Source organism: Stenotrophomonas sp. YJH_SMC_46, from assembly GCF_059370315.1.
This window is the reverse complement of the sequence record NZ_JCAFTO010000003.1, coordinates 215251-237405: the sequence shown is the minus strand read 5'-3', so window position 1 is coordinate 237405 and position 22155 is coordinate 215251. Positions and strand designations below refer to the sequence as shown.

The 22155-nt window shown below is 67.5% G+C and carries 20 protein-coding genes; 13 read left to right on the top strand and 7 right to left on the bottom strand.

Annotated elements, in window-relative coordinates:
* Nucleotides 1-31: 31 nt before the first annotated feature.
* Nucleotides 32-1723: an asparagine synthase B gene (asnB, locus tag AC5P8C_RS10485; protein WP_233653053.1), complete on the bottom strand. Its 1692-nt coding sequence runs from the start codon at nucleotides 1721-1723 to the stop codon at nucleotides 32-34.
* Nucleotides 1724-2061: 338 nt separating this feature from the next.
* On the opposite strand from asnB, the gene AC5P8C_RS10480 reads away from it, so the two are divergent.
* The gene (locus AC5P8C_RS10480; RefSeq protein ID WP_241873823.1) at nucleotides 2062-2940 is read left to right on the top strand and encodes a tetratricopeptide repeat protein; all 879 of its coding nucleotides are present in this window, start codon (nucleotides 2062-2064) and stop codon (nucleotides 2938-2940) included.
* A 123-nt stretch (nucleotides 2941-3063) separates the two neighbouring features.
* Here the strand turns inward: AC5P8C_RS10480 and dapE are convergent, their stop codons facing one another.
* From dapE to map, 5 genes are all read right to left on the bottom strand, one after another.
* Entirely contained in the window at nucleotides 3064-4191 is a 1128-nt protein-coding gene (gene dapE / locus AC5P8C_RS10475; protein ID WP_233653055.1) for a succinyl-diaminopimelate desuccinylase, read from the bottom strand.
* Nucleotides 4188-4559: an arsenate reductase gene (locus tag AC5P8C_RS10470; protein ID WP_021204138.1), complete on the bottom strand. Its 372-nt coding sequence runs from the start codon at nucleotides 4557-4559 to the stop codon at nucleotides 4188-4190. The genes dapE and AC5P8C_RS10470 overlap by 4 nt, the downstream gene beginning before the upstream one ends.
* 191 nt (nucleotides 4560-4750) lie before the next feature.
* Complete coding sequence (gene dapD / locus AC5P8C_RS10465; RefSeq protein WP_233653056.1) at nucleotides 4751-5812, bottom strand: 2,3,4,5-tetrahydropyridine-2,6-dicarboxylate N-succinyltransferase; 1062 nt, start codon at nucleotides 5810-5812, stop codon at nucleotides 4751-4753.
* Nucleotides 5812-8421, bottom strand: coding sequence for a [protein-PII] uridylyltransferase (locus tag AC5P8C_RS10460; protein ID WP_026346923.1), 2610 nt, complete (start codon nucleotides 8419-8421; stop codon nucleotides 5812-5814). Before AC5P8C_RS10460 ends, dapD begins: the two co-directional genes overlap by 1 nt.
* A 20-nt stretch (nucleotides 8422-8441) precedes the next feature.
* Nucleotides 8442-9227, bottom strand: coding sequence for a type I methionyl aminopeptidase (gene map / locus AC5P8C_RS10455; protein ID WP_032955117.1), 786 nt, complete (start codon nucleotides 9225-9227; stop codon nucleotides 8442-8444).
* A 242-nt stretch (nucleotides 9228-9469) separates the two neighbouring features.
* On the opposite strand from map, the gene AC5P8C_RS10450 reads away from it, so the two are divergent.
* From AC5P8C_RS10450 to AC5P8C_RS10435, 4 genes are read left to right on the top strand one after another with little or no spacing between them, the layout of a single operon-like run.
* Nucleotides 9470-10000, top strand: a complete 531-nt coding sequence (locus AC5P8C_RS10450) for a Csu type fimbrial protein (protein WP_019659113.1) — start codon at nucleotides 9470-9472, stop codon at nucleotides 9998-10000.
* Nucleotides 10000-10749 carry a fimbrial biogenesis chaperone gene (locus AC5P8C_RS10445; RefSeq protein WP_495218716.1) on the top strand — a complete coding sequence of 250 codons (750 nt, stop codon included), beginning with the start codon at nucleotides 10000-10002 and terminating at the stop codon, nucleotides 10747-10749. Before AC5P8C_RS10450 ends, AC5P8C_RS10445 begins: the two co-directional genes overlap by 1 nt.
* A 7-nt stretch (nucleotides 10750-10756) precedes the next feature.
* Nucleotides 10757-13123, top strand: coding sequence for a fimbria/pilus outer membrane usher protein (locus tag AC5P8C_RS10440; RefSeq protein ID WP_495218714.1), 2367 nt, complete (start codon nucleotides 10757-10759; stop codon nucleotides 13121-13123).
* Complete coding sequence (locus tag AC5P8C_RS10435; protein ID WP_019659116.1) at nucleotides 13120-14157, top strand: Csu type fimbrial protein; 1038 nt, start codon at nucleotides 13120-13122, stop codon at nucleotides 14155-14157. Before AC5P8C_RS10440 ends, AC5P8C_RS10435 begins: the two co-directional genes overlap by 4 nt.
* Before the next feature lie 106 nt (nucleotides 14158-14263).
* On the opposite strand, the gene AC5P8C_RS10430 is transcribed toward AC5P8C_RS10435, so the two are convergent.
* A complete protein-coding gene (locus tag AC5P8C_RS10430; RefSeq protein ID WP_164143964.1) occupies nucleotides 14264-14518 on the bottom strand; it encodes a hypothetical protein in 255 nt (84 codons plus the stop codon).
* 6 nt (nucleotides 14519-14524) lie between these two features.
* Here AC5P8C_RS10430 and AC5P8C_RS10425 point away from each other — a divergent pair, with 6 nt between their 5' ends.
* The 8 genes from AC5P8C_RS10425 (at nucleotide 14525) to AC5P8C_RS10390 (ending at nucleotide 22155) form a co-directional block, all read left to right on the top strand.
* Nucleotides 14525-15220 (top strand): fimbrial biogenesis chaperone, encoded by a 696-nt coding sequence (locus tag AC5P8C_RS10425; RefSeq protein ID WP_019659118.1) that lies wholly within the window; start codon nucleotides 14525-14527, stop codon nucleotides 15218-15220.
* Nucleotides 15221-15440: 220 nt separating this feature from the next.
* Nucleotides 15441-16247, top strand: coding sequence for a 30S ribosomal protein S2 (rpsB, locus tag AC5P8C_RS10420; protein WP_005408748.1), 807 nt, complete (start codon nucleotides 15441-15443; stop codon nucleotides 16245-16247).
* A gap of 125 nt (nucleotides 16248-16372) precedes the next feature.
* Entirely contained in the window at nucleotides 16373-17248 is an 876-nt protein-coding gene (gene tsf / locus AC5P8C_RS10415) for a translation elongation factor Ts (RefSeq protein ID WP_019659120.1), read from the top strand.
* A 261-nt stretch (nucleotides 17249-17509) separates the two neighbouring features.
* Nucleotides 17510-19048, top strand: a complete 1539-nt coding sequence (locus AC5P8C_RS10410) for a sensor domain-containing diguanylate cyclase (RefSeq protein WP_495218712.1) — start codon at nucleotides 17510-17512, stop codon at nucleotides 19046-19048.
* 121 nt (nucleotides 19049-19169) lie between these two features.
* Nucleotides 19170-19898, top strand: a complete 729-nt coding sequence (gene pyrH, locus AC5P8C_RS10405; protein WP_019659122.1) for a UMP kinase — start codon at nucleotides 19170-19172, stop codon at nucleotides 19896-19898.
* A 96-nt stretch (nucleotides 19899-19994) separates the two neighbouring features.
* Entirely contained in the window at nucleotides 19995-20549 is a 555-nt protein-coding gene (gene frr, locus AC5P8C_RS10400; protein ID WP_019659123.1) for a ribosome recycling factor, read from the top strand.
* 5 nt (nucleotides 20550-20554) lie between these two features.
* A complete protein-coding gene (uppS, locus tag AC5P8C_RS10395) occupies nucleotides 20555-21322 on the top strand; it encodes a polyprenyl diphosphate synthase (RefSeq protein WP_019659124.1) in 768 nt (255 codons plus the stop codon).
* Complete coding sequence (locus AC5P8C_RS10390; protein WP_019659125.1) at nucleotides 21319-22155, top strand: phosphatidate cytidylyltransferase; 837 nt, start codon at nucleotides 21319-21321, stop codon at nucleotides 22153-22155. Before uppS ends, AC5P8C_RS10390 begins: the two co-directional genes overlap by 4 nt.

Here is a 22155-nt window from a genome sequence, read left to right as displayed (position 1 = left end):
CGGTAGCACCGGGCCGTGCCCGGCGGAAGCATTACGCCAGTGCCTGCGCGTGCACCCCGGCGATCGCGCGACCCGACGGATCTGCAGCCGCGGCGAAGCTGGCGTCCCAGGCAATGGCCGCCGGCGACGAACAGGCGATCGACTTGCCGCCCGGCACGGTCTCGGCAGCCGCGCGGCTGGGGAAGAACTGCTCGAACAGGTGGCGGTAGTAGTACGCCTCCTTGGTCTGTGGCGGGTTGTGCGGGAAGCGCTTGTCGGCCGCAGCCAGTACACGGTCGCTCACCTGCGCCTCGGCATGTGCCTTCAGCCCGTCGATCCAGCCGTAGCCGACGCCATCGCTGAACTGTTCCTTCTGCCGCCACAGGATGCTGTCCGGCAGGTAGCCATCGAACGCCTCGCGTAGCACCGCCTTTTCGATGCGACGGCCACCAAAGCCGGCGCCGACCATCTTGTGCGCGGCATCGAAGCGCATCGCCACATCAAGGAATTCGCGGTCGAGGAACGGCACGCGTGGCTCCACGCCCCAGGCCATCATCGACTTGTTGGCACGCAGGCAGTCGTAGTTGTGCAGGGCGTCGAGCTTGCGCACCAGCTCCTCGTGGAATTCACGCGCATCCGGTGCCTTGTGGAAATACAGGTAGCCACCGAAGATCTCGTCGCTGCCCTCGCCGGACAGCACCATCTTCACCCCCATCGCCTTGATCCGCCGCGCCAGCAGGAACATCGGCGTCGAGGCGCGGATGGTGGTGACGTCGTAGGTTTCGATGTGGCGGATCACTTCCGGCAACGCATCGAGGCCTTCCTCGAAGGTGTACTCGAAGCCGTGATGCACGGTACCCAGCGCTTCGGCAGCAATGGCAGCGGCAGCCAGATCGGGCGAGCCCCTCAAGCCGATCGCGAACGAATGCAGGCGCGGCCACCAGGCTTCGGTCTGCCCGCCATCCTCGATTCGGCGACGTGCATAGCGCGCAGCCACCGCCGCCACCAGCGACGAGTCCAGGCCACCGGACAGCAGCACGCCGTATGGCACGTCGCTCATCAACTGGCGTTCCACCGCATGCTCGAAGGCCTGGCGCAGTTCGGCCAGATCGGCCTGGCGCCCCTGCACGTCAGCGTAGGCGCGCCACGGCTGCTGGTAGTAGCGCACCAGCTCACCACGGGCACTGTCGAAATAGTGGCCCGGCGGGAACTGCGCGACGTCGGCACAGGTATCGACCAGCGCCTTCATTTCCGAGGCCACGCGCAGGCGCCCCTGGGCATCGTGGCCCCAGTACAACGGCACCACGCCAACCGGATCCCGCGCCACCAGCACGCGTCCGGCAGCACGATCCCACAGGGCGAAGGCGAAGATGCCGTTGAGCTGCTCCAGCCACTGCGCCGGCGATCCGCCCTGGCGGTACAGCGCATTGATCACTTCACAGTCCGAACCGGTCTGGAAGTCGTAGGCGGTAGTCAGTGCGGCCTTCAGTTGCTGGTGGTTGTAGATTTCGCCGTTGACCGCCAGCGCCAGCTGGCCATCGGCCGACAGCAGCGGCTGCGAACCACCGGCCGGGTCGACGATGGCCAAGCGCTCGTGGACCAGCAGCGCGCCTTCGTCGAGGTACACGCCGCTCCAGTCCGGGCCACGGTGGCGCTGGCGCTGCGACAGTTCCAGCGCGTGGCGGCGCAGGGCCGGAAGATCGTCACCGGCCTGCAGGCCGAAGATTCCGAAGATCGAACACATGGGGGAGCTCCTGTTGTGGAATTTCACGGGTGGGAAGGTGTTCGACCGGCCATCCAGGCCCGGGTGGGCGGCGCCCGGGCACAAAAAAACCCGCATCGGCTGATGCGGGTTTTCTGGTGTCCGGGCGTGTGTTGCTGTCTATCTACCCAGGGCGCAGTCCCGCATCGGCCGCGCACGATTATTCGCGCGCAGATTATTGCGGTTGTTGTTATTGACGGCGGTGGCCAGGCGGATCGACATGGCATCGACCCTACCCCGGTTTCCGGCGCGGCGCAACAGTTGCGTCGGCAACCACGCCTGAGGCGCATAATGGCGCGCCCTGAACCGGTGTAACAGGAATGCAACACTGCAATGGACGCATCGGGGCACTGGCCGCCCTGCTCTGCCTGGGCCTGGCGGCCTGCCAGACCCTGCCCCCGCCTTCTACGCTGCCGCAATCCCAGCGGCAGGCATTGGAACAACGCGGAACCGACGGCAGCTTCGAGGGTGCCTTCGATACCGCGCAAACCTTCGAGCGCTTCAACGATCCGCGCGCCATCGCCCACTACGAACGTGCCGCAGCGGTCGCCCCCTGGACCTTCCACAACACCAGGGCGGAAGAAGCACTGGGCCGGATCTGGATCTCCGGCACGCTGCGCCATGCCGACAGCCCCCACATCAACCCGGCACCGGTGCTGCGCGCATCCTGGCGACGTGGCGAACGCGCCTATCTGGCGGCGGCCTACCACGGCAATCCCTATGCGTTCTACGAACTCGCCAAGGCCTATCGTCAGCGTGGCGACGCGCAACAGGCGCTGCGCTGGGACCTGCGCGAAATGATCTACAAGCGATACCCGAGTTCGTCGTCGCGACTGCCGGATGCGGTGGCCGCACAGGATGACACCGTGCATCCGCGGGTTGCGCAGATCCAGCGCCGTGCCGAGCGTGGCGATGCCGAAGCGCAGGTAGACCTGGGCGCGCTGCTGGAGGGGGGCATGGGACTGCCGCGCGATCCGGCGCGTGCGCTGCAGCTGTACCAGCGCGCTGGCGAGAAAGGCAATGTGTTCGGCCAGTATTTCGCCGGACTGCTGCTGGGCCGCGGCGCGCCCGGCGTGGAGAAGGACACCGACGCAGCCGCGCGCTGGTTTGCACGGGCCGAGGCGCAACGCTTCTACATGGCGGCGCCGAGTTACTGGGAAAAAGCGATCAAGCCGCCGTTCTTCCTTTTTTCAGAATAGTAGAGCCGAGCCATGCTCGGCTGCTTCTGCCGGTGGACATCAGCCGAGCATGGCTCGGCTCTACAGGGATGTAGCTCCGGCGGGGGGCGTGCCGACCAACGGTCGGCACCCACCGTCGCAGGCTCACACCAGCAGCCGTTCCACCAGGCGCTGGTAAAGCCCCGGCAACGCTTCCAGATCATCCACGCGCACGTTCTCATCCACCTGGTGGATGCTGGCGTTGACTGGCCCCACTTCGATGCACTGCGCACCCAGCGGCGCGATGAAGCGTGCATCGGAGGTGCCGCCACCGGTGCTTTCCTCAGGGGCACGACCGATGTGCTCGGCCAGCACCGCGCGCGCGGTGGCGCGCAGCGTGCCTTCCGGGGTGTAGAACGGCTCGCCGCTGCGATGCCACTTCAGCGCGTACTGCAGGCCGTGCCGGTCCAGCAGCGCGGTGATCTCCGTTTCCAGCTTCGGTGCATCCCAGTGCGGGTTGTAGCGGATGTTGAAATCGACCTCCAGCTCCCCGGGAATCACGTTGTTGGCGCCGGTGCCGGCACGGATGTTGGAGATCTGCAGGCTGGTCGGCGGGAAACTCTCGTACCCCTCGTCCCAGCGTCGCGCCGTCAGCTCGGCCAGGGCCGGCGCCGCCTGGTGGATCGGGTTGCGTGCCTTCTCCGGATACGCCACGTGACCCTGCACGCCCTGCACGCGCAGCTTGGCCGACAGGCTGCCGCGACGCCCGACGCGCAGCAGGTCGCCCAGCGCCGCTGTCGATGATGGCTCGCCGGTAATGCACCAGTCGATGCGCTGGCCGCGCTCGGCGAACAGGCGCGCGACGTGGCGCACGCCATCGATCGCGTCGCCTTCCTCGTCGCTGGTCAGCAGCACCGCCAGCGTGCCGGGGTGATCGGGATGCGCGGCGACGAACTGCTCGGCGGCCACCACGAACGCGGCCACGCTGCCCTTCATGTCGGCGGCGCCACGGCCATACAGCACGCCATCGCGGATCTGCGGCGTGAACGGATCGCTGGTCCAGGCCTCGCGCGGGCCGGTGGGCACCACGTCGGTATGGCCCAGCAGCACCAGCACCGGCGCACCCTGGCCGTGGGTCGCCCACAGGTTGTCGACCTCACCCAGACGCAGCTGGTCACAGTGGAACCCTGCCTGCTTCAACCGCGCCGCCAGCAGTGCCTGGCAGCCGGCGTCGTCCGGGGTAACCGAGGGGCGCGCGATCAGCTCGCAGGCCAGGTCGAGGACGGCACTCATGACTGGCCCACGCCGAAGCGGGCCTTGAAGCCGTTGTCACTGAAACCCTGGCTGGCCTTGCCGTCGGCCGTGACCACCAGCGGGCGCTTGATCAGCTGCGGGTACTCACGCAGCAGCAGCTTCCATTCGGCCTCGGAGTCCGCGGCCTTGCGGTTGTCCGGCAGCTGCCGCCAGGTGGTGGAGGACTTGTTCACCATCGCCGCCAGCCCCCCCAGCTGCGCGGCCCATTCCAGAAGCGTTTCCGGGCTGGGCTTGTTGTCGCGGTAGTCGACGAAGGTGTACGGCACGCCGAAGCGGTCCAGCCACTTGGTCGCCTTCTTGCAGGTATCGCAGTTCTTCAAACCGTAGACAGTGGTGCTCATGGCCATCTGTGATGCTGGAAAACAGAGGGCCAGAATCTCACAACAGGCGCTCGGACACGACCCGGAACGGCGCGGCACGGTGGGTCGCCTGCCACAGCGCGGCGCACGCGGCAGGCGCGGCAGCATCCGCCCGAACAGGACGTCGGGAGGATGCCGGTAGCTCGCGTACTGCGCCGGATCCTCCGGCGCAGTCACCTTCAGTCGGCCAGGCCGCGCAGCAGGTCGTTGACGCTGGTCTTGCTGCGGGTCCTGGCATCGACCTGCTTGACGATCACCGCGCAGTACAGCGAATGGGTACCGTCCTTGCTCGGCAGCGAGCCGGACACCACCACGCTGTACGGCGGGATGTAGCCGTAGCTGATCTCACCGGTGGCGCGGTTGTAGATGCGGGTGCTCTGGCTGAGGAACACGCCCATGCCGATCACGCTGTGGTGGCCGACCACCACACCCTCAACCACTTCCGAGCGGGCACCGATGAAGCAATGGTCCTCGATGATGGTCGGGCTGGCCTGCAGCGGCTCCAGCACGCCGCCGATGCCGGCACCGCCGGACAGATGACAGTGCTGGCCGATCTGCGCGCAGGAACCGACGGTGGCCCAGGTGTCCACCATGGTGCCTTCGCCGACATAGGCGCCGATGTTGGTGAAGCTCGGCATCAGCACCACATCCTTGCCGAAATACGTGCCACGGCGAGCAATCGCGCCCGGCACCACGCGCACGCCGCCTCGGCGGAACTTCGCTTCGTCATAGCCTGCGAAGCGCGATTCGACCTTGTCCCAGAACGGTGCCGGGCGTGCATCGACCACCGCCATGTCGTTGACACGGAAATACAGCAGCACCGCCTTCTTCAGCCACTCGTTGACCTTCCAGCCGCCCTGGCCGTCCGGCTCGGCGACGCGGAATTCACCGCTCTCCAGGCCGTCGATCACACGGTTGACCAGCGGCCTGGTCGAGCCTTCCAGTTCGTGCAGGGTCAGCGTTGCGCGGCGTTCGAAGGCACTTTCGATGCCGAACTTCAGTTCTTCCACGCCCGGCGCGACCGGCTTGCGCAGCGACTTGCGGGCGATGGTTTCGGCGCGTGCGGCTTCTGCGCTCTTGGCCGGGGCCTTCTTCGGTGCCGCCACCTTCCTCGCCGGCGCCTTCACCACCGCGGCTTTCTTCGGCGCGGCAGCCTTCTTCGCGGCCGGCACGGCGGCAGTTTTCTTGGCCGCTGCGCTCTTGGCGGTGGCAGCAGTCTTCTTAACAGGCTTGGTGGCCATCAGGCGGGGTCTCCGGCGTTTCGATCAGGGTCCAGGCAGGCCAGCATCGCGTCATGCAGCTGCTGCCGGGCAGGTTCAGTCAGGGGGAGGTCGTGTTCGTCACTGATCACGAAGGTGTCTTCGGCGCGTTCGCCGAATGTCGCAATGCGCGCATCATGCACGCGCAGGCCCTGGTTGCGCAGCACGAACGCCACATCGGCCAGCAGGCCGGGACGGTCGGGGGCGACCAGGGCAAAACGGGTTGCGCCCGGTTCATCGCGGAATTCGATGCGCGGCGCAAAACGGAAATGACGCAGTTGCCGCGGCACCACCCGGCGTGACGGCCGAAGCCGCGCAAGGTCGCCACTCAGGGCCTCGCGCAGCGCCGCTTCCAGATTGGCACTGTTGCCATCGGCAAACGTGTCGGCCGGGTTCACTTCGAAGGTATCGAAGATGGTGTCGGCCGGGCCGTCCAGCACGCGTGCACGGTGGATCCCGTAGCCCTTGCGGTCCAGGGTCATCACGATCGCGGCGAACAGGCCGTCGCGGTCGGGCGAGTGCACGAACACTTCCAGCGCGGGGTCGTCGACACTGATCCGGCGGACCTTGACCAGGGTCTGGCCCTGCTTCACCGGCACCAGCGCAGCGGCCTGCCAGGCCAGCTGCTCGGGGCGCAGGCGGATGAAGCCCTCATCAGGCATCACCGCGAACTGGCGGTCGATGGTGGCATCGTCGTAACCCTGCTCGCGCACCAGTGCGCGCACGCTGTCACGCGCCTCGGCCACACGCTCGGCGGCGGGCACCGGATGCTCCAGCCCTTCGCGCAACGCGCGCCGGGTGGCGAAGTAAAGGTCGGCCAGCAGGCGATCCTTCCAGGCGTTCCACAGTTTCGGGCTGGTGCCGGCAATATCGGCACAGGTCAGCAGATACAGGTAGTCCAGGCGGTCGCGGCTGCCGACCAGGGTGGCGAAGCGATGGATCACCACCGGGTCGGCAATGTCCTGCTTCTGCGCGGTCACCGACATGCGCAGGTGCTGTTCGACCAGCCAGGCGACCAGTTCGGTATCGGTGCCACTGAGCGCATGTGCCTGGCAGAACGCGCGCGCGTCCACCGCACCCAGCTCGGAGTGGTCGCCGCCGCGGCCCTTGGCAATGTCATGGAACAGGCCGGCCAGCAGCAGCAGCTCCGGCTTGCGCAGGCGCGGCCACACTTCGTGCGCGATCGAGAAGCGCTCGTCGGCACGGCTGCTGGCGAACAGGCCGATGTTGCGCAGGACCATCAGCGTGTGCTGGTCGACGGTGTAGACATGGAACAGGTCGAACTGCATGCGCCCGCTGACTTGGGCGAACGCGGGAATCCACTGGCCAAGCACGCCCAGCCGCGCCATGCGCGAAAGCGTGTCGACCGGGCGCTGGCCACGCAGCAGGGCAAGGAAGTGCTCGCGTGCGTCGGCGTCGGCCTGGTCATAGGCCGGCAGCAGCGGCAGCGACTCGGCCAGTGCACGCGCGGTCAGCGAGTGCAGGCCGCGCACCTGCGGGTTGTTGGCCCAGCTGGAAAACAGCGCGAACACTTGGCCAATGTCGCCCTGCGGCCAGTCGGCCTCGTTGGCGGCCAGGTAGCCACGACGCAGGGAAAAGCCCACGGTCAGCGGCTCCGGCTGCGCCTCGCCGTCGAACTGCTCCTCGAAGCGCTGCAGCAGGCGGTCGCTGATCCGCCGCACCACCAGCGCGGCGCGGTAGAAGCCCTGCATCATTTTCTCGACACCGAGGCTCTCGGCGTCGTCTTCGAAGCCCAGGCGCGCGGCGAGGGTCTTCTGGTAATCGAAACGCAGGCGCTCTTCCGGGCGACGTGCTACCAGGTGCAGGCCAAACCTCAGTCGCGCCAGCACGGCACGTTCGCGCTTGAGCGCTGCGGCTTCGTCGGCACCCAGATGGCCGAGCCCGACCAGGGCTTCCAGGTCGCGCACGCCGAACGCGCGCAGTGCCATCCAGCCCAGCGTGTTGAGATCGCGCAGGCCACCGGGGCCATCCTTCAGGTCCGGCTCCAGGTTGTCGGCGGTATCACCGAAGCGCTGGTGACGGTTGCGCAGCTCTTCCAGCTTGGCCAGGAAGAAAGTGCGTGCCGGCCACAGTTCGCGATCGTCGATGGCCTCGCGCAGCGCGCGGCGGGCGGCGTCATCGGCCAGGATCGGACGCGCCTCGATCAGCGCGGTCAGCACGGTCTGGTCAGCCGCCGCCTCGCGGCACTGCAATGCAGAACGCACCGCATGGCTGACCGCCAACCCGCAGTCCCACAGCAGCGCGAACAGCCGCGCCAGGGCCGCTTCGTGCGCCAGTTGCGCCGGCGGATCGCCGAACACCAGCAGGTCGATGTCCGATCGCGGGAACAGTTCACCGCGGCCATAGCCGCCCACCGCGAACAGCGACAGGCCGCTGCCGGCCGGCAGGCAACGCTGCCACGCCAGGCGGATCAAGTGGTCGGCAGCGCGCGCACGCAACGCCAGCAGGCGCTCGATGTTGTCGCCCTGGTCGAAACGGCGGTACAGGCGTGCGTCGGCCTGCTGCAGCGCCTGCCGCGCCGCAGCAGCCCAGTCCGGGTCGTTGAGCGACGCGGCCGGCGTGTCCAGCAGCGAACTCGCCGGCAGCATCGTCAGGAAACCTGCGACTCGCCCGGCGACAGGGTCAGCACGTCGACGCCGGTCTCGGTGACCGCGACCATGTGCTCCCACTGCGCCGACAGCTTGCGGTCCTTGGTCACCACGGTCCAGCCATCCGGCAGCACCTTGTTGTAGCGGGTGCCCTCGTTGATCATCGGTTCGATGGTGAAGGTCATGCCCGGCTGCAGCACCAGGCCCTGGCCCGGGCGGCCGTAATGCACCACCTGCGGCTCATCGTGGTAGACCTTGCCGATGCCGTGGCCGCAGTACTCGCGCACCACGCTGAAACGCTCGCCTTCGGCATAGCTCTGGATGGCATGGCCGATGTCGCCCAGGGTGGCGCCCGGACGCACGGCGCGGATGCCGCGCCACATGGCTTCGTAGGTGGTTTCCACCAGGCGGCGGGCCATCACCGACGGCGTGCCGACGAAGTACATGCGGCTGGTGTCGCCGTGCCAACCGTCCTTGATGACGGTGACATCGATGTTGATGATGTCGCCGTCCTTGAGCACCTTCCCTTCACTGGGGATGCCGTGGCAGATGACATTGTTGACCGAGGTGCACACGGTCTTCGGGAAGCCGCGGTAGCCGACGTTGGCCGGAATGGCGCCCTGCACGTTGACGATGTGGTCGTGGCAGATGCGGTCCAGCTCCTCGGTGGTGACACCGGGCTTGACGTGGGGGGTGACGATGTCCAGCACTTCGCTGGCCAAGCGGCCGGCGATGCGCATCATCTCGATTTCCTGCGGGGTTTTCAGATTCACGCTCATGGCACCCATTATCGCCGATCTGGCCGCAATCTGAACGAACGCCACCCAACTGGCATTCCGGGCCATGCACCGGGCCATGCACGCTTTCGGCAAGGAAAATGAAAGCGTGATGCCCTCCACCCTTTCGCCCGCCTGTTTATCACAGATTACAGACACTTACGCCACCTAAGCTGGGGTCACCGTCGCCGAAGCGGTGCCGATCGTGCCGCCTTCGCCTTGTTCAACGGACCTTCGGGTCAGGGAGGTTGTCCATGCGATCCGCGCTTCGTTCTCCGCTTGCCTGGGCCTTCGCCGGCCTCCTGCTGTCCAGCCCGGCCCTGGCCGCAGATACCACCACCTTCAACGTCACGCTGGTGGTCACCAAGGCCTGCACCATCACGGCCGCGGCCGCTACCAACGTCGACTTCGGCACGGCGGCGTCGACCACCGCCACGCCCACCCTCGGCCAGGGCACGGTCACCGCGCAGTGCTCGGCGCTGACGCCGTACACGATCGCGCTGAATGCGGGCGCCAACGCGGGCACCGCCAACGACGTCACCACGCGGCGCATGAAGAACACCAATGCCGCCGTGACCGCCAACAACTATGTCGGCTACCAGCTCTACCAGGATGCCGCGCATACCCTGGTCTGGGGATCCACAACCGGCACCAATACCCAGGCCGGCATCGGCACCGGCCTGGCCGTGCCGTACGTTGTCTACGGCCAGATCCTGAACCTGAGCACCAACAACCCGGCCACAGGCAGCTACCTGGATACGGTTACCGCCACGATCACCTATTGATGGAGCACGCCCGCATGGCCGGACCCCGCCCGTGGCGCGCCACCGGCGTGGCGCTGCTCGCCCTGTGCCTGCTGGCCACCGCCACCGCCGGCGCCACCAGCCTGCAGGTCGCGCCGACCAGCCTGCAGCTGGAGGCGAGCCAGCGTGCGGCTGAGCTATGGCTGACCAACAGCGGCACCGCGCCGGTGAAGCTGCAGGTGCGCGTGTTCCGCTGGGTGCAGCAGGACGGCCAGGAACGGCTGCTGCCCACCGATGAGCTGATGGCCACACCGCCCATGCAGGAACTGGCTGCGGGCCAGCAGCAACTGGTGCGGGTGATGCGTCCGGACAACGAGCCACCGCCTGCACAACGGCACTACCGGTTGATCGTGGACCAGATCCCGGACCTGGCCACGCGTGCCGAGGGCATGCAGTTCGTCCTGCGCTATTCGATCCCCGTGTTCGTGCAGCCTTCGGCCGGCGCCCTCGCCCCACAGTTGCAGGCTCGCCTGGTGACACTGGCGGATGGCCGCAATGGCGTGGAGGTGGCCAATACGGGTGACAGCTACGCGCAGATCGCCGATCTTGCGCTGGGCAGCGCCACGCGTCCGCGCATCGTCCATCCCGGATTGCTGGGCTACGTGCTGCCGGGCCAGGTGATGCGCTGGCCGATCGAGCGCGTGGCGATCGACCGCGACAACGACCAGATCACGGCCAAGCTCAATGGCGAGTCGGAACAGACGCCACTGTCGCCCCCACCGGCTCGCTGAGGCCTTGATGGGCGCGTTGCTGGCTGCCCTGGCTCCCGCGGCGACCGAGGCCGCCGATGCGTCCGGCGCGGCCGTTGATGTCTCCGGCGTGTCGGCCGATGCCACCCTGCCGCCCCCGACCCCACTGACCGCCAGCCAGACGCTGTACCTGGATGTGTCGCTCAACAGCACGCCACGCGGCCTGCTGCCGTTCATCGAGAACCGCGGCCGGCTTCAGGCCAGCCCCGAGGTGTTGCGCCAGCTCGGCTTCAATGCCAGCGGCGAGGTACCGGTCTACCTGGACCAGATCAGTGGCGCGGTGGTGCGCTACGACGCGCACATGCAGACCCTGGCGCTGGATGTGCCGCTGGACCAGCTGACCCTGCCGACCACGGTGCTCAGCCGGCCGCAGGCGCGTGCGCCGACTGGCACTGCCTCGCCGGGCGTGCTGCTCAACTACGACGTATACGGCAGCCGGGTGGACACGCTCGGCAACCTCAGCCTGAGCTCGGAGCTGCGCGTGTTCGGCATCGGCAACGGGACTTTTGAGAACACCGCCATCAGCCGCCGCTACCAGCAACCCGGTGATCGCCGTTGGCGCGGCGAAAGCGTGCGCCTGGACACCCGCTGGAGCCTGGACTTCCCCGACAGCGCAACGACGCTGGAGGTCGGCGACTTCTACAGCGGCTTCGTCGACTGGACCCGGCCAGTGCGCCTGGGTGGCGTGCAGATCGGTCGCAACTACGGGCTGCAGCCCTATCGCGTACTGACGCCCACGCCGAGCTTCCTCGGCCAGGCCGTGGTGCCCTCCACGGTCGAGCTGTACGTGGATGGCCTGCGCCAGTACAGCGGACAGGTCCCGGTCGGTCCGTTCCAGCTGGCGGCACAGCCTGGTATCAGCGGCACCGGCATCGCGCAGGTGGTGGTAACCGATGCGTTCGGCCGCATGCAGACACTGGATTTCAGTTTCTATGGCACCCAGCAACTGCTGGCCAAGGGCCTTTCGGACTGGTCGGTCGGCGTCGGCCAGCTGCGCGAGGACTTCGGCCAGCGCTCCTTCGGCTACGACGATCGCACGGTGGCCAGTGCCAGCTGGCGCGGCGGCATCAGCGATGCCTTCACTGGCGAGGCGCATGCCGAAGGCGGCGGCGGCCTGGCCCAGGCCGGCATCGGCGGCTGGTGGCTGCTCGGCGCTGCCGGCGTGTTCAATGCGGCCTATGCACGCAGTGATTACCACGGGCTGCAGGGCGGGCAATGGGCGCTGGGCTACAGCTGGAACAACCGCCGCTTCAACGTCAATCTGCGCAGCGTGCGCAGCCACGGCGACTACCGCGACCTGGGCGCACTGCAGGGCAACCTGCCACCGAGCATCAGCGAGCAGGCCACCCTCGGCCTGGAGCTGCTGCGGCTGGGCACGCTCAGCGCAAGCTACCTGCGCCTGCGCTACCCCGACGGCGACGACAACCGCTACGCCAGCCTGTTCTGGTCGCGCAGCTGGAGCCAGCGCTGGTCGGCCTACCTGTCGCTGAACCAGAACCTGGACCACAGCGACGACCGCAGCATCTACCTGTCGCTGACCGCCAGCCTGGGCAACAACCGCCAGGCCAGCCTCTCGAGCCAACGCAACGGCGACAGCCAGAGCTGGGTCGCGGACGTGACCCAGCCGGTGCCCGGCGATGGCAGTGCCGGCGGCGTCGGCTGGCGCGCACAGCTGCGCCATGGCGAGGACGGCAATGGCGGCCTGGCCGAGGTCGGCATCCTCAACGATACCGGCCGCTATTCGTTCGGCGCCTCGCGCCAGGGCGGGCTGAACTATGCCTACGCCAGCGCCAGCGGCAGCGTGGTGTGGATGGGTGGTCACACCTTCGTCACGCGCGAAGTGTCGGACGCGTTCGCGGTGATCAGCACCAGTGGCGTCGGCGGCGTGCCGGTGCGGCTGGAAAACCGCCTGATCGGCGTCACCGATGATCGCGGCCTGCTGCTGGTCAGCCCGTTGCTGTCCTGGCAGCGTAATCGTGTCTCGATCGATACCCTGGACCTGCCCGAGGACATGCGTGCCGACCGCATCGAGGATTGGGTGACGCCTCGCCAGCGCGCCGGCACCCGGATTGCCTTCGAGCTGCGCTCGCGACCGTCGCTGAGCCTGACCCTGCTGGCAATGGACGGGCAGCCGCTGGAGGTGGGCAGCGAGGTGCAGCTGCCCGATGGCCGCCAGGCCACGGTCGGCTATGACGGCCTGCTGTACCTGGAAGACGTTGCCGCCGGCAGCGTGCTGTACGTCACCACCAGCCGCGGCCCCTGCCGGGTGAAGGTCCCCGACCCGCCCAGGGTGGTGGCGACCGGCGCGCGGCCGAAACCGGCGCCGCTGCAGTGCATTCCGGAGGTGGCGCCATGAGGACGTTGCTGCTCGGCCTGCTGCTGTTCGCTGGCCTGCTGGCGGCAGCACCGGCCCGCGCCGTCGCGGTCTGCACCGCGGTCGCCAATCCAACGCTGCCGTTCGGCAACATCAACAGCAATGCGCCTGGCCCGAGCACGGCCAACCTCAACATCACGGTGACATGCACCACCGCCGCGCTGAGCGCGCTGGCCACAACCGGTGTGCGCGTCTGCGTCGGCATCGGCGCAGGCAGTGGTGGCGGCAGCAGTTCAAGCTGGCGGACGATGAAGACCAGCAGCAGCGACAGCATGAACTTCCAGCTCTACAACTCCTCGAACTTCAGCCAGGTGACGGGGTTGGTCCCGCGCGGCACGCCCCCGGCACAGGAACTGACCATGACCTACAGCGTGCCGCTGGTCGCCGGCGGCAGCGGTGCGCAGTCCGTGCAGCTGTTCGGGCAGATTCCGGCCAACCAGATCCTGGCCTCCGGCGCCTACAGCAGCACCTTCAGCGGCGCCGACGTGGTGTTGACCTGGGCCTGGAACGAGGTCCTGCTCGGCAATGCCACAGTGCCCGCCACCTGCAACGGCGGCGCCACCGGCACCAACAGCGCAAGCGCAGCCTTCAGTTTCACCGCCACCGCCAATGTGCTGCCGCAGTGCGGCAGCTACGTCACCACCGACATGAACTTCGGCAACGTCACCGGCGGCATTCCCGCCAACATCGACCGGACCGCCACGCTGACACTGACCTGCCTGAAGAACACCGCCTTCCAGGTCGGACTCAACAACGGCCGGAACAACCCTGCCGCGACCAGCATCCGCCGCATGGCCACCACCATCGGCGGCAGTACCTACTACCTTCCCTACGAGCTGTACCGGGACTCGGCTCGGAGCCTGCGCTGGGGCAATACGTTGACTGTCGACACGGCCAGCGGCACCGGCACCGGCAGCGCACAGCAGCTGACCATCTACGGCCGGGTGCCGCCGGTCACCGGCCAGCCCCCGGCTGGTACCTACAACGACCTGGTGACGGTGACGATCACCTATTGACCGGCGTGCCGACCAACGGTCGGCACCCACCGGACGAAGGCCGTGCCGAGCGCCGGCTCGGCGCTACAGTTCCGGCACATCCCGCCGATACCGCGCAGCAAGTCTTTCAGCATGGTGGATGGCAGGTGGTTCGCACATTTTCGATCGCGGCGATGCTGGTCGCCAGTACGCCGGCCTTGGCCGAACCCAGCAGCTCCCTGCAGATCCGGCTGACCGTGGTCGACTCCTGCAGCGACGACACCGGTGGCGCGCGCTGTACGGCGCCGCACCAGCGCAGCGATACACCCCAGCTGCCATCCCAGGTGCGCGAGCTCGCACCACCGGCGACGGACGAGAACGCAACACCCGCCGTGACCCTCATCTACTGATGCGCGCGCTGCTGATCCTGCTTGCACTGCTGGCGCAGCCGGCTGCGGCGCTTGAGGTGTTGCCTACCACCCTGCAGCTGCCGGCCGAAGGCGGCCGCTCCGAGCTGTGGCTACGCAATCCCGGGCCCGGCCGCTGGCAGGGCCACGTGCAGGTGCTGGCCTGGGATCAGCAGCTGGACGCCGAACGACTGCAGCCCAGCGACCAGATCCGGGTCAGCCCGGCGCGGCTGGATCTCGCCCCGGGCGGTACGCAGCGCGTCTGGCTGCTGCCACGCGATCCGGCCGCGGCAATGGGTGAACAGGCCTACAGGATCGTGCTGACGCCGGCGCTGGCAGGGCTGCCGCGCTACTCGCTACCGCTGTTCCGGGGCGCCGCGGCGCCAGTGCTGCACGCCCGCCTGCAGGGTCGGATCGAGGCCCTGGGGTCGCAGCCTGCGTTGCGACTCAGCAACTGCGGTACGCTGCACGGCCGCCTGCACGACCTGCGCTTCATCGCGGCGGACGGCCAATCGACAGTGCTGGTGGGCGGGCTGGCCGGCTACATCCTCGCCGGCCATGAACGACGCTGGCCCCTGCCCGCCCGCGCGGACAGTTACGCAGGTGGCCGCTTCCGGGCACGCCTGCAGGACGGCCGCGAGGTCGATCTGGCCGCATCTGACCCCGCAATTGCAGCGAGCGCCCGCAGCGAGCTATAATCGTCCGGATTCCTGCCGCCTGCGTGCGCGGGAACCCGTCCACACCGGACGTCACCGGTGAATCCACACCTGCTGCCCCCATCCGTGCCGGGGTGCTCCGCAAGGAGTTCGGCCACGGAGGCAACAGGGAAGCCCAACCCCGGAACCGATCGCGCTTCCACGCGTCCCGCATACCTATTCCCGCGGGCGGAATCGCTGGTTCCATATCAGGAGTATTGCAATGCCCCAGGTCACCATGCGTCAGATGCTGGAAGCCGGCGTCCACTTCGGCCACCAGACCCGCTACTGGAACCCCAAGATGGCTCCGTACATCTTCGGCGCCCGCGGCAAGATCCACATCATCAACCTGGAAAAGACCGTCCCGCTGTTCAATGACGCGATGAACTTCATCTCGTCGGTTGCCCAGAAGCGCGGCACCGTCCTGTTCCTGGGCACCAAGCGCAGCGCCCGCGAAACCATCAAGGAAGAAGCCGAGCGTTGCGGCATGCCGTTCATGAACCAGCGCTGGCTGGGCGGCACCCTGACCAACTTCCGTACCGTCAAGCAGTCGGTTGCCCGCCTGAAGGAACTGGAAGCCGGTGAAACCGACGGCACCTTCGAGAAGCTGGTCAAGCACGAAGTGCTGGGCCTGCGTCGCGAGCGCGACAAGCTGGAAGCCTCGCTGGGCGGCATCAAGGACATGAACCGCCTGCCGGACGCGATCTTCGTGATCGACATCGGCCACGAAGACATCGCGATCAAGGAAGCCAAGAAGCTGGGCATCCCGGTCATCGCCGTGGTCGACACCAACTACAACCCGGAACTGGTTGATTACGCCATCCCGGGCAACGACGACGCCATCCGCGCTGTGCAGCTGTACGCCCGCGCCGCTGCCGACGCCGTGCTGGAAGGCAAGGCTGCTGCTCCGCACGCCGCTTCGGTGCGTGAGGAAGAGTTCGCTGAAGCCGCTGCCGAAGGCGAAGAGAAGCCGGCCCGCCGCGCTCCGGCCAAGAAGGCTGCCAAGAAGGGCGACGACGCCCAGGCCTGATCCAGGCCACAGGGTGGACGCCCGGCGTCCACCCTCCTGCACGCAGCCCTTGGCGCGTGACAGGACCGTGTCACACGGGCCGGCCACCATGCCGGCCCAACCCCTTTCTTTCGTGAGGTAATCCCGTGGAAATCACTGCTTCCCTGGTCAAGGAACTGCGCGAGCGCACCGGCGCCGGCATGATGGAATGCAAGAAGGCGCTTACCGAAGCCAACGGCGACATCAACGCCGCTGCTGAAGCCATGCGCAAGTCCGGCGCTGCCAAGGCCGACAAGAAGGCTGACCGCGTGGCCGCCGAAGGCCGCCTGGGCCTGGCCCAGGATGGCGGCAAGGCCGTGCTGGTCGAAGTCAACTCGGAAACCGACTTCGTCGCCAACGACGACAACTTCAAGACCTTCGTCAACGCCGTCGCCGCTGCCGCCCTGGCATCGGGCGCCAACGACGTGGAAGCCGTGAAGGCTGCCACGCTGGCCGATGGCCGCACCGTTGAAGAAGCCCGCGCCACCGCCGTGCAGACCCTGGGTGAGAACATCCAGATCCGCCGCATGGTCAAGGTCGACACCACCGGCAACATCGGCGCCTACGTCCACACCAACGGCAAGGTCGGCGTGCTGGTTGACCTGATCGGCGGCGACGTCGAGCTGGCCCGCGGCCTGGCCATGCACGTGGCCGCGCTGAAGCCGCCGCACAACAAGGCTGCGGACGTTCCGGCCGACTTCGTCGAAAAGGAAAAGGAAATCGAGCTGGCCAAGATGTCCGAGAAGGACAAGGCCAAGCCGGCCGAGATCCTGGAAAAGATCATCAGCGGCAAGATCAACAAGATCGTCAGCGACGTGACCCTGTACGGCCAGACCTACGTGCTGGGCGACACCACCGTCGAGCAGGTGGTCAAGGCCGCTGGCGCCGATGTGGCTGGCTTCAAGCTGCTGATCGTCGGCGAAGGCATCGAGAAGGTGGTGGAAGACTACGCCGCCGAAGTTGCCAAGGCGATGCAGGTCTGATTCCAGCCCTCCGGCTGTGAAGCGACCAGAAGGAGCCGCGGGAAACCGCGGCTCTTTTTTTGTACCCACTGCATCGGTGGGTGGGCACCGTTGGTGCGCGCACTGACGCCAGGCACAGCCCGATATCAGGGCTCTTTGCGTTGCGCGCGAATCAAGCCGATACTCGGCGCAGGGAATCCACAGTCGCGTAGCAGGAAGGAAAATCGCGGACTGTGATGCATTCCTAGGTATTCTTGTCCTAATGGAATTGAACGACCCGACATGCCTCCCGAGCTGACAGCTGCCCTGGCGCTCTGCCGCAACCTGCCCTCGCCGCCCGGTATTGCCCTGCGCATCATCGAGCTGGCACAGGACCCGGAAGCGGATATCGCCACCGCCGCCGACATCATCGCCATCGACATGGCGCTGAGCGCTCGCATGCTGCGCATCGCCAATTCGCCGCTGTACGCCAGCCGCCGCCGCATCGAGAACCTTGGCCAGGCACTGACCATGCTCGGCCTTAACGCCACAATCAGCCTTGCCCTGGGTTTCACCGTCACCCAGGGCCTGACCGGCGGCGCAGGCGCCGACCACGACCTGCGCCAGCGCGCGTGGAAGCGCAGCATTCTCAGTGCACTGGCCGCCAGCCAGCTGGGCCAGGCCCGCGGCCTGCGCCGGCTGGAGGAACTGATGCTGGCCGGGCTGCTGCAGGACCTGGGCGTGCTGTGCCTGGCCCAGGCCGAATCGGAGCGTTACCTGCCGCTGCTGCGCGAAGCCCGTGACAACACGGACCTGGTCGCCCGCGAACGCGACGCGCTCGGCTGCAGCCACGCCGATGTCGGCGCCTGGGTGGCCGAGCAATGGGGCCTGCCACGCTATCTGGTTGAGAGCATCAGCCACAGCGAGGACGACGACGCCGCCGATTCGCCGTTCCAGGCCTGCGTGCAGCTGTCCGGCGCCGTTGCCGACATCTGGCTGGACGATGACGCCGATGCCGCCCGCGAGCGCGCCCTGCACCAGGTGCATGAGCGGCTGGAACTCGACAGCGCCCGTTTCGACCAGGTGCTGACCCGCATCAGCGAGGCCCTGCCGGATATCGCCAGCCTGTTCGAGGCCGGCCTGAACTCGCCCTCGCGGGTCCGCGAGCTGATCGACCACGCGCAGGAGCTGGCCACCCTGCGCAACCTGCGCGAGCTGCAGGATGCCGAGCAGGCACGCCGCCGCGCCGACGAATTCGAGGCGCGGGCCAAGCGCCTGGCTGACCAGGCCCACCGCGACGCCCTGACTGGCGTGCTCAACCGGCGCCAGCTGGAGGCGGTGCTCGAGCAGGAGTTCCTGCGCGCCGGGCGTCAGGGCTGGCCGCTGTCGGTGGCCTTCATCGACCTGGATGACTTCAAGAAGATCAACGACGCCCACGGCCACCTGACCGGCGACGAGGTGCTGCGCGCCTTTGCCGGCAAGCTGCAGGGCCAGCTGCGCCATAGCGATACCGTGGCCCGCTTCGGCGGCGAGGAATTCGTCGCGCTGCTGCCCAATACCAGTGAGTCCGTGGCCCTTGACGTAATCCGGCGCGTACTGGCCAACATCGTCGCCACGCCGATGGCCGAACTGGAGGGAGGGCCGCTGTTCGTCACCTTCTCCGCCGGCGTGGCTACCCAGGGCGGCTACGAGCGCTTTGCCGACGTGCAGGACCTGCTGCGCGCCGCCGACGACGTGCTGTACCGCTCGAAGAACCTGGGCCGTAACCGGGTGATCGCCCGCTCCCCCGGTGCGCTCGGCCACGAGGAGCTTTCAGCCACCGCCGGCGCCGAGCTGGGCTGAACGGGACGCCCTGCATGACCGGGGCGGATGGCAGGATTTCGCGCCGCAGTGCACAAAACACTTTGGCCCTACGCCGCATGCGCGTAGAATCCCCCGCGATTTCCACGCACCCGAGGTCCCCATGTCCAAGCTCGCCTATCGCCGCATCCTCCTGAAACTGTCCGGGGAGGCGCTGATGGGAGATGAGGACTACGGCATCGACCCGAAGGTCATCAACCGCCTGGCCCGTGAGGTCATCGAAGCCCAGCAGGCCGGTGCCGAAGTGGCACTGGTGATCGGCGGCGGCAACATCTTCCGCGGCGCCGGCCTGGCCGCTGGCGGCATGGACCGGGTCACCGGCGACCAGATGGGCATGCTGGCCACGGTCATCAACGCCCTGGCCATGCAGGACGCCCTCGAGAAACTGGGCGCCAAGGCCCGCGTGATGAGCGCGATCAAGATCAACGACGTGTGCGAGGACTACATCCGCCGCCGCGCCATCCGCCATCTGGAAAAGGGCCGCCTGGTGATTTTCGCCGCTGGCGTCGGCAGCCCGTTCTTCACCACCGACTCCGGCGCCGCGCTGCGCGCGATCGAGATCGGCGCCGACCTGCTGCTGAAGGCCACCAAGGTCGATGGCGTGTACGACAAGGACCCGAACAAGCACAGCGACGCGGTCCGCTTCGACAGCCTGAGCTACGACGAAGTCATCCGCCGCGGCCTGGAAGTGATGGATACGGCGGCCTTCGCGCTGGCCCGCGACAGCGACCTGCCGATGCGCGTGTTCGACATGGGCCAGCCGGGTGAGCTGCTGAAGATCCTCAGCGGCGCGAACATCGGCACCCTGGTCCAGGGCCGCGACCCGGCCTGAGCCTGAGCGCCAGGCGAGCTCCGGGCCGATTCAGGCCCGGCAGCGTCCCGTATTCGCCTATAATCGCCCGATTCCAGTTACACCCAGGACCCGGCGATGCTCAACGACATCAAGAACAACGCGCAGACGCGCATGGCCAAGAGCATCGACGCTCTGAAGCACACCCTCACCTCGATCCGCACCGGCCGCGCCACCCCGGCCCTGCTGGACCGTGTCACGGTCAGCGCCTATGGCAACGCCAGCACCCCACTGAACCAGGTCGCGTCGATCTCCAACGCCGACGCGCACTCGCTGCTGGTCACGCCGTTCGACAAGGGCATGATCAAGGAGATCGAAAAGGGTCTCTACAACGCCGAATTCACCCCGAACACGCTGGGCACTGCGATCCGCATCAACATGCCGCCGCCGACCGAAGAGCGCCGCAAGGAGCTGGTCAAGCAGGTGCAGAAGGAAGGCGAAGGCGCGAAGATCGCGATCCGCAACATCCGCCAGGACGCGAACAAGGAAATCGCCAAGCTGGTCAAGGACAAGGCGATCAGCGAAGACGAGAAGAAGCGCGGTGAAGACGACATCCAGAAGTTGACCGACACCAACATCAAGGACGTCGACAAGGTCGTTGCCGACAAGGAAAAAGAACTGCTGTCGGTCTGAAGTCGATGCCTTCAGTCCCACCTCCGTTGCCGGCCGCCCTGCCCCGCCACATCGCCATCATCATGGATGGCAATGGGCGCTGGGCACAGCAGCGCCGTCGTCCGCGCGTGATCGGCCACCGGGCCGGCGCGCGCGCGGTCAACCGCACCATCGAGCGCTGCCTTGAACTGGGCATACCGGCGCTGACCCTGTTCGCGTTTTCCAGCGAGAACTGGGGCCGGCCGCAGGAAGAAGTCGATGCCCTGATGAAGCTGTTCCTCGGCGCGCTCGACCGTGAAGTGGACGAGCTGCATCGGCGTGGCGTGCGCGTTCGCTTCATCGGCGAACGCGAGCGCTTCGGTGCAGGGCTGGTCAGCCGCATGCAGCTGGCCGAGCAGCGCACCGCCGACAACACCACCCTGACCCTGTCGATCGCCGCCAGCTACGGCGGCCGCCAGGACATCGCCCGCGCCGCGCGCGCCCTGGCCGTCGAAGTGGCGGCCGGCCGCCTTCTGCCCGAGCAGATCGATGAATCGCTGCTGGGCAGCCAGGTGGCCCTGGCCGACCTGCCACCGCCGGACCTGTTCATCCGCACCGGTGGCGACACCCGCATCAGCAACTTCCTGCTGTGGCAGCTGGCCTATACCGAGCTGTGGTTCACCGATGCCCTGTGGCCGGACTTCGATGCCGGGCAGCTGCAGCAGGCGCTGGACGCCTATGGCAGACGTGAGCGTCGTTTCGGCCTGACCAGCGCCCAGATCGCCGCACTGGCCACCGAGACTTCCAGCCCATGACCAAGATCCGAGTCCTTGCCGCGCTGATCATGGCGCCGGTCGCCATTGCCGCGATCCTGCTGCTGCCGACCCAGTGGCTGGCAGCGGCGGCCGCTGCGGTGCTGCTGATCGGCCTGTGGGAATGGCTGAAGCTGGCCGGCATCGAAGACACCCTGGCGCGTACCGTGCTGCTGGTACTGAACCTGCTGCTGATGGTGCTGCTGGTCTGGGCCGATGGCAGCACGCTGGTGCTGTTCCAGATCACCACCCTGGCCGGCGTGGCCTGGTGGCTGGCCGCGCTGGTCTGGTTGCGCTTCTTCAACTTCGGTGCGCAGCCGTCGGCACCCTCGCGCATCGTGAAGATGCTGGCCGGTACGCTGGCCATCGTTCCGGCCTGGGCTGCGCTGGTGCTGATCCATGCCGGCGGCGATCCGCCGGGCAGGCAGGGCCACCTGTGGCTGCTGGCTGCGCTGGCACTGGTCTGGGCGGCCGATTCGGGCGCCTATTTCGCCGGTCGTCACTTCGGCAAGCACAAGCTGGCCCCACGGATCAGCCCCAACAAGACCTGGGAAGGCCTGTTCGGCGGCCTGCTGGCCGGTGTCGCCGTGGCCCTCGGCCTGGGCTGGCTGGCCGGCATCGACGCCGGGCACCTGCCAGGCCTGCTGATCACCTCGGTGGTGGCCGTGTTCGCCTCGGTGCTGGGTGACCTGTTCGAAAGCCTGATCAAGCGCCACGCCGGCGCCAAGGACTCCGGAAACCTGATTCCGGGCCATGGTGGTGTGCTCGATCGTGTCGACGGTGTCCTGGCTGCCGTGCCGGTGTTCGCACTCGGCAAGGAAATCTTCGGATTCTGA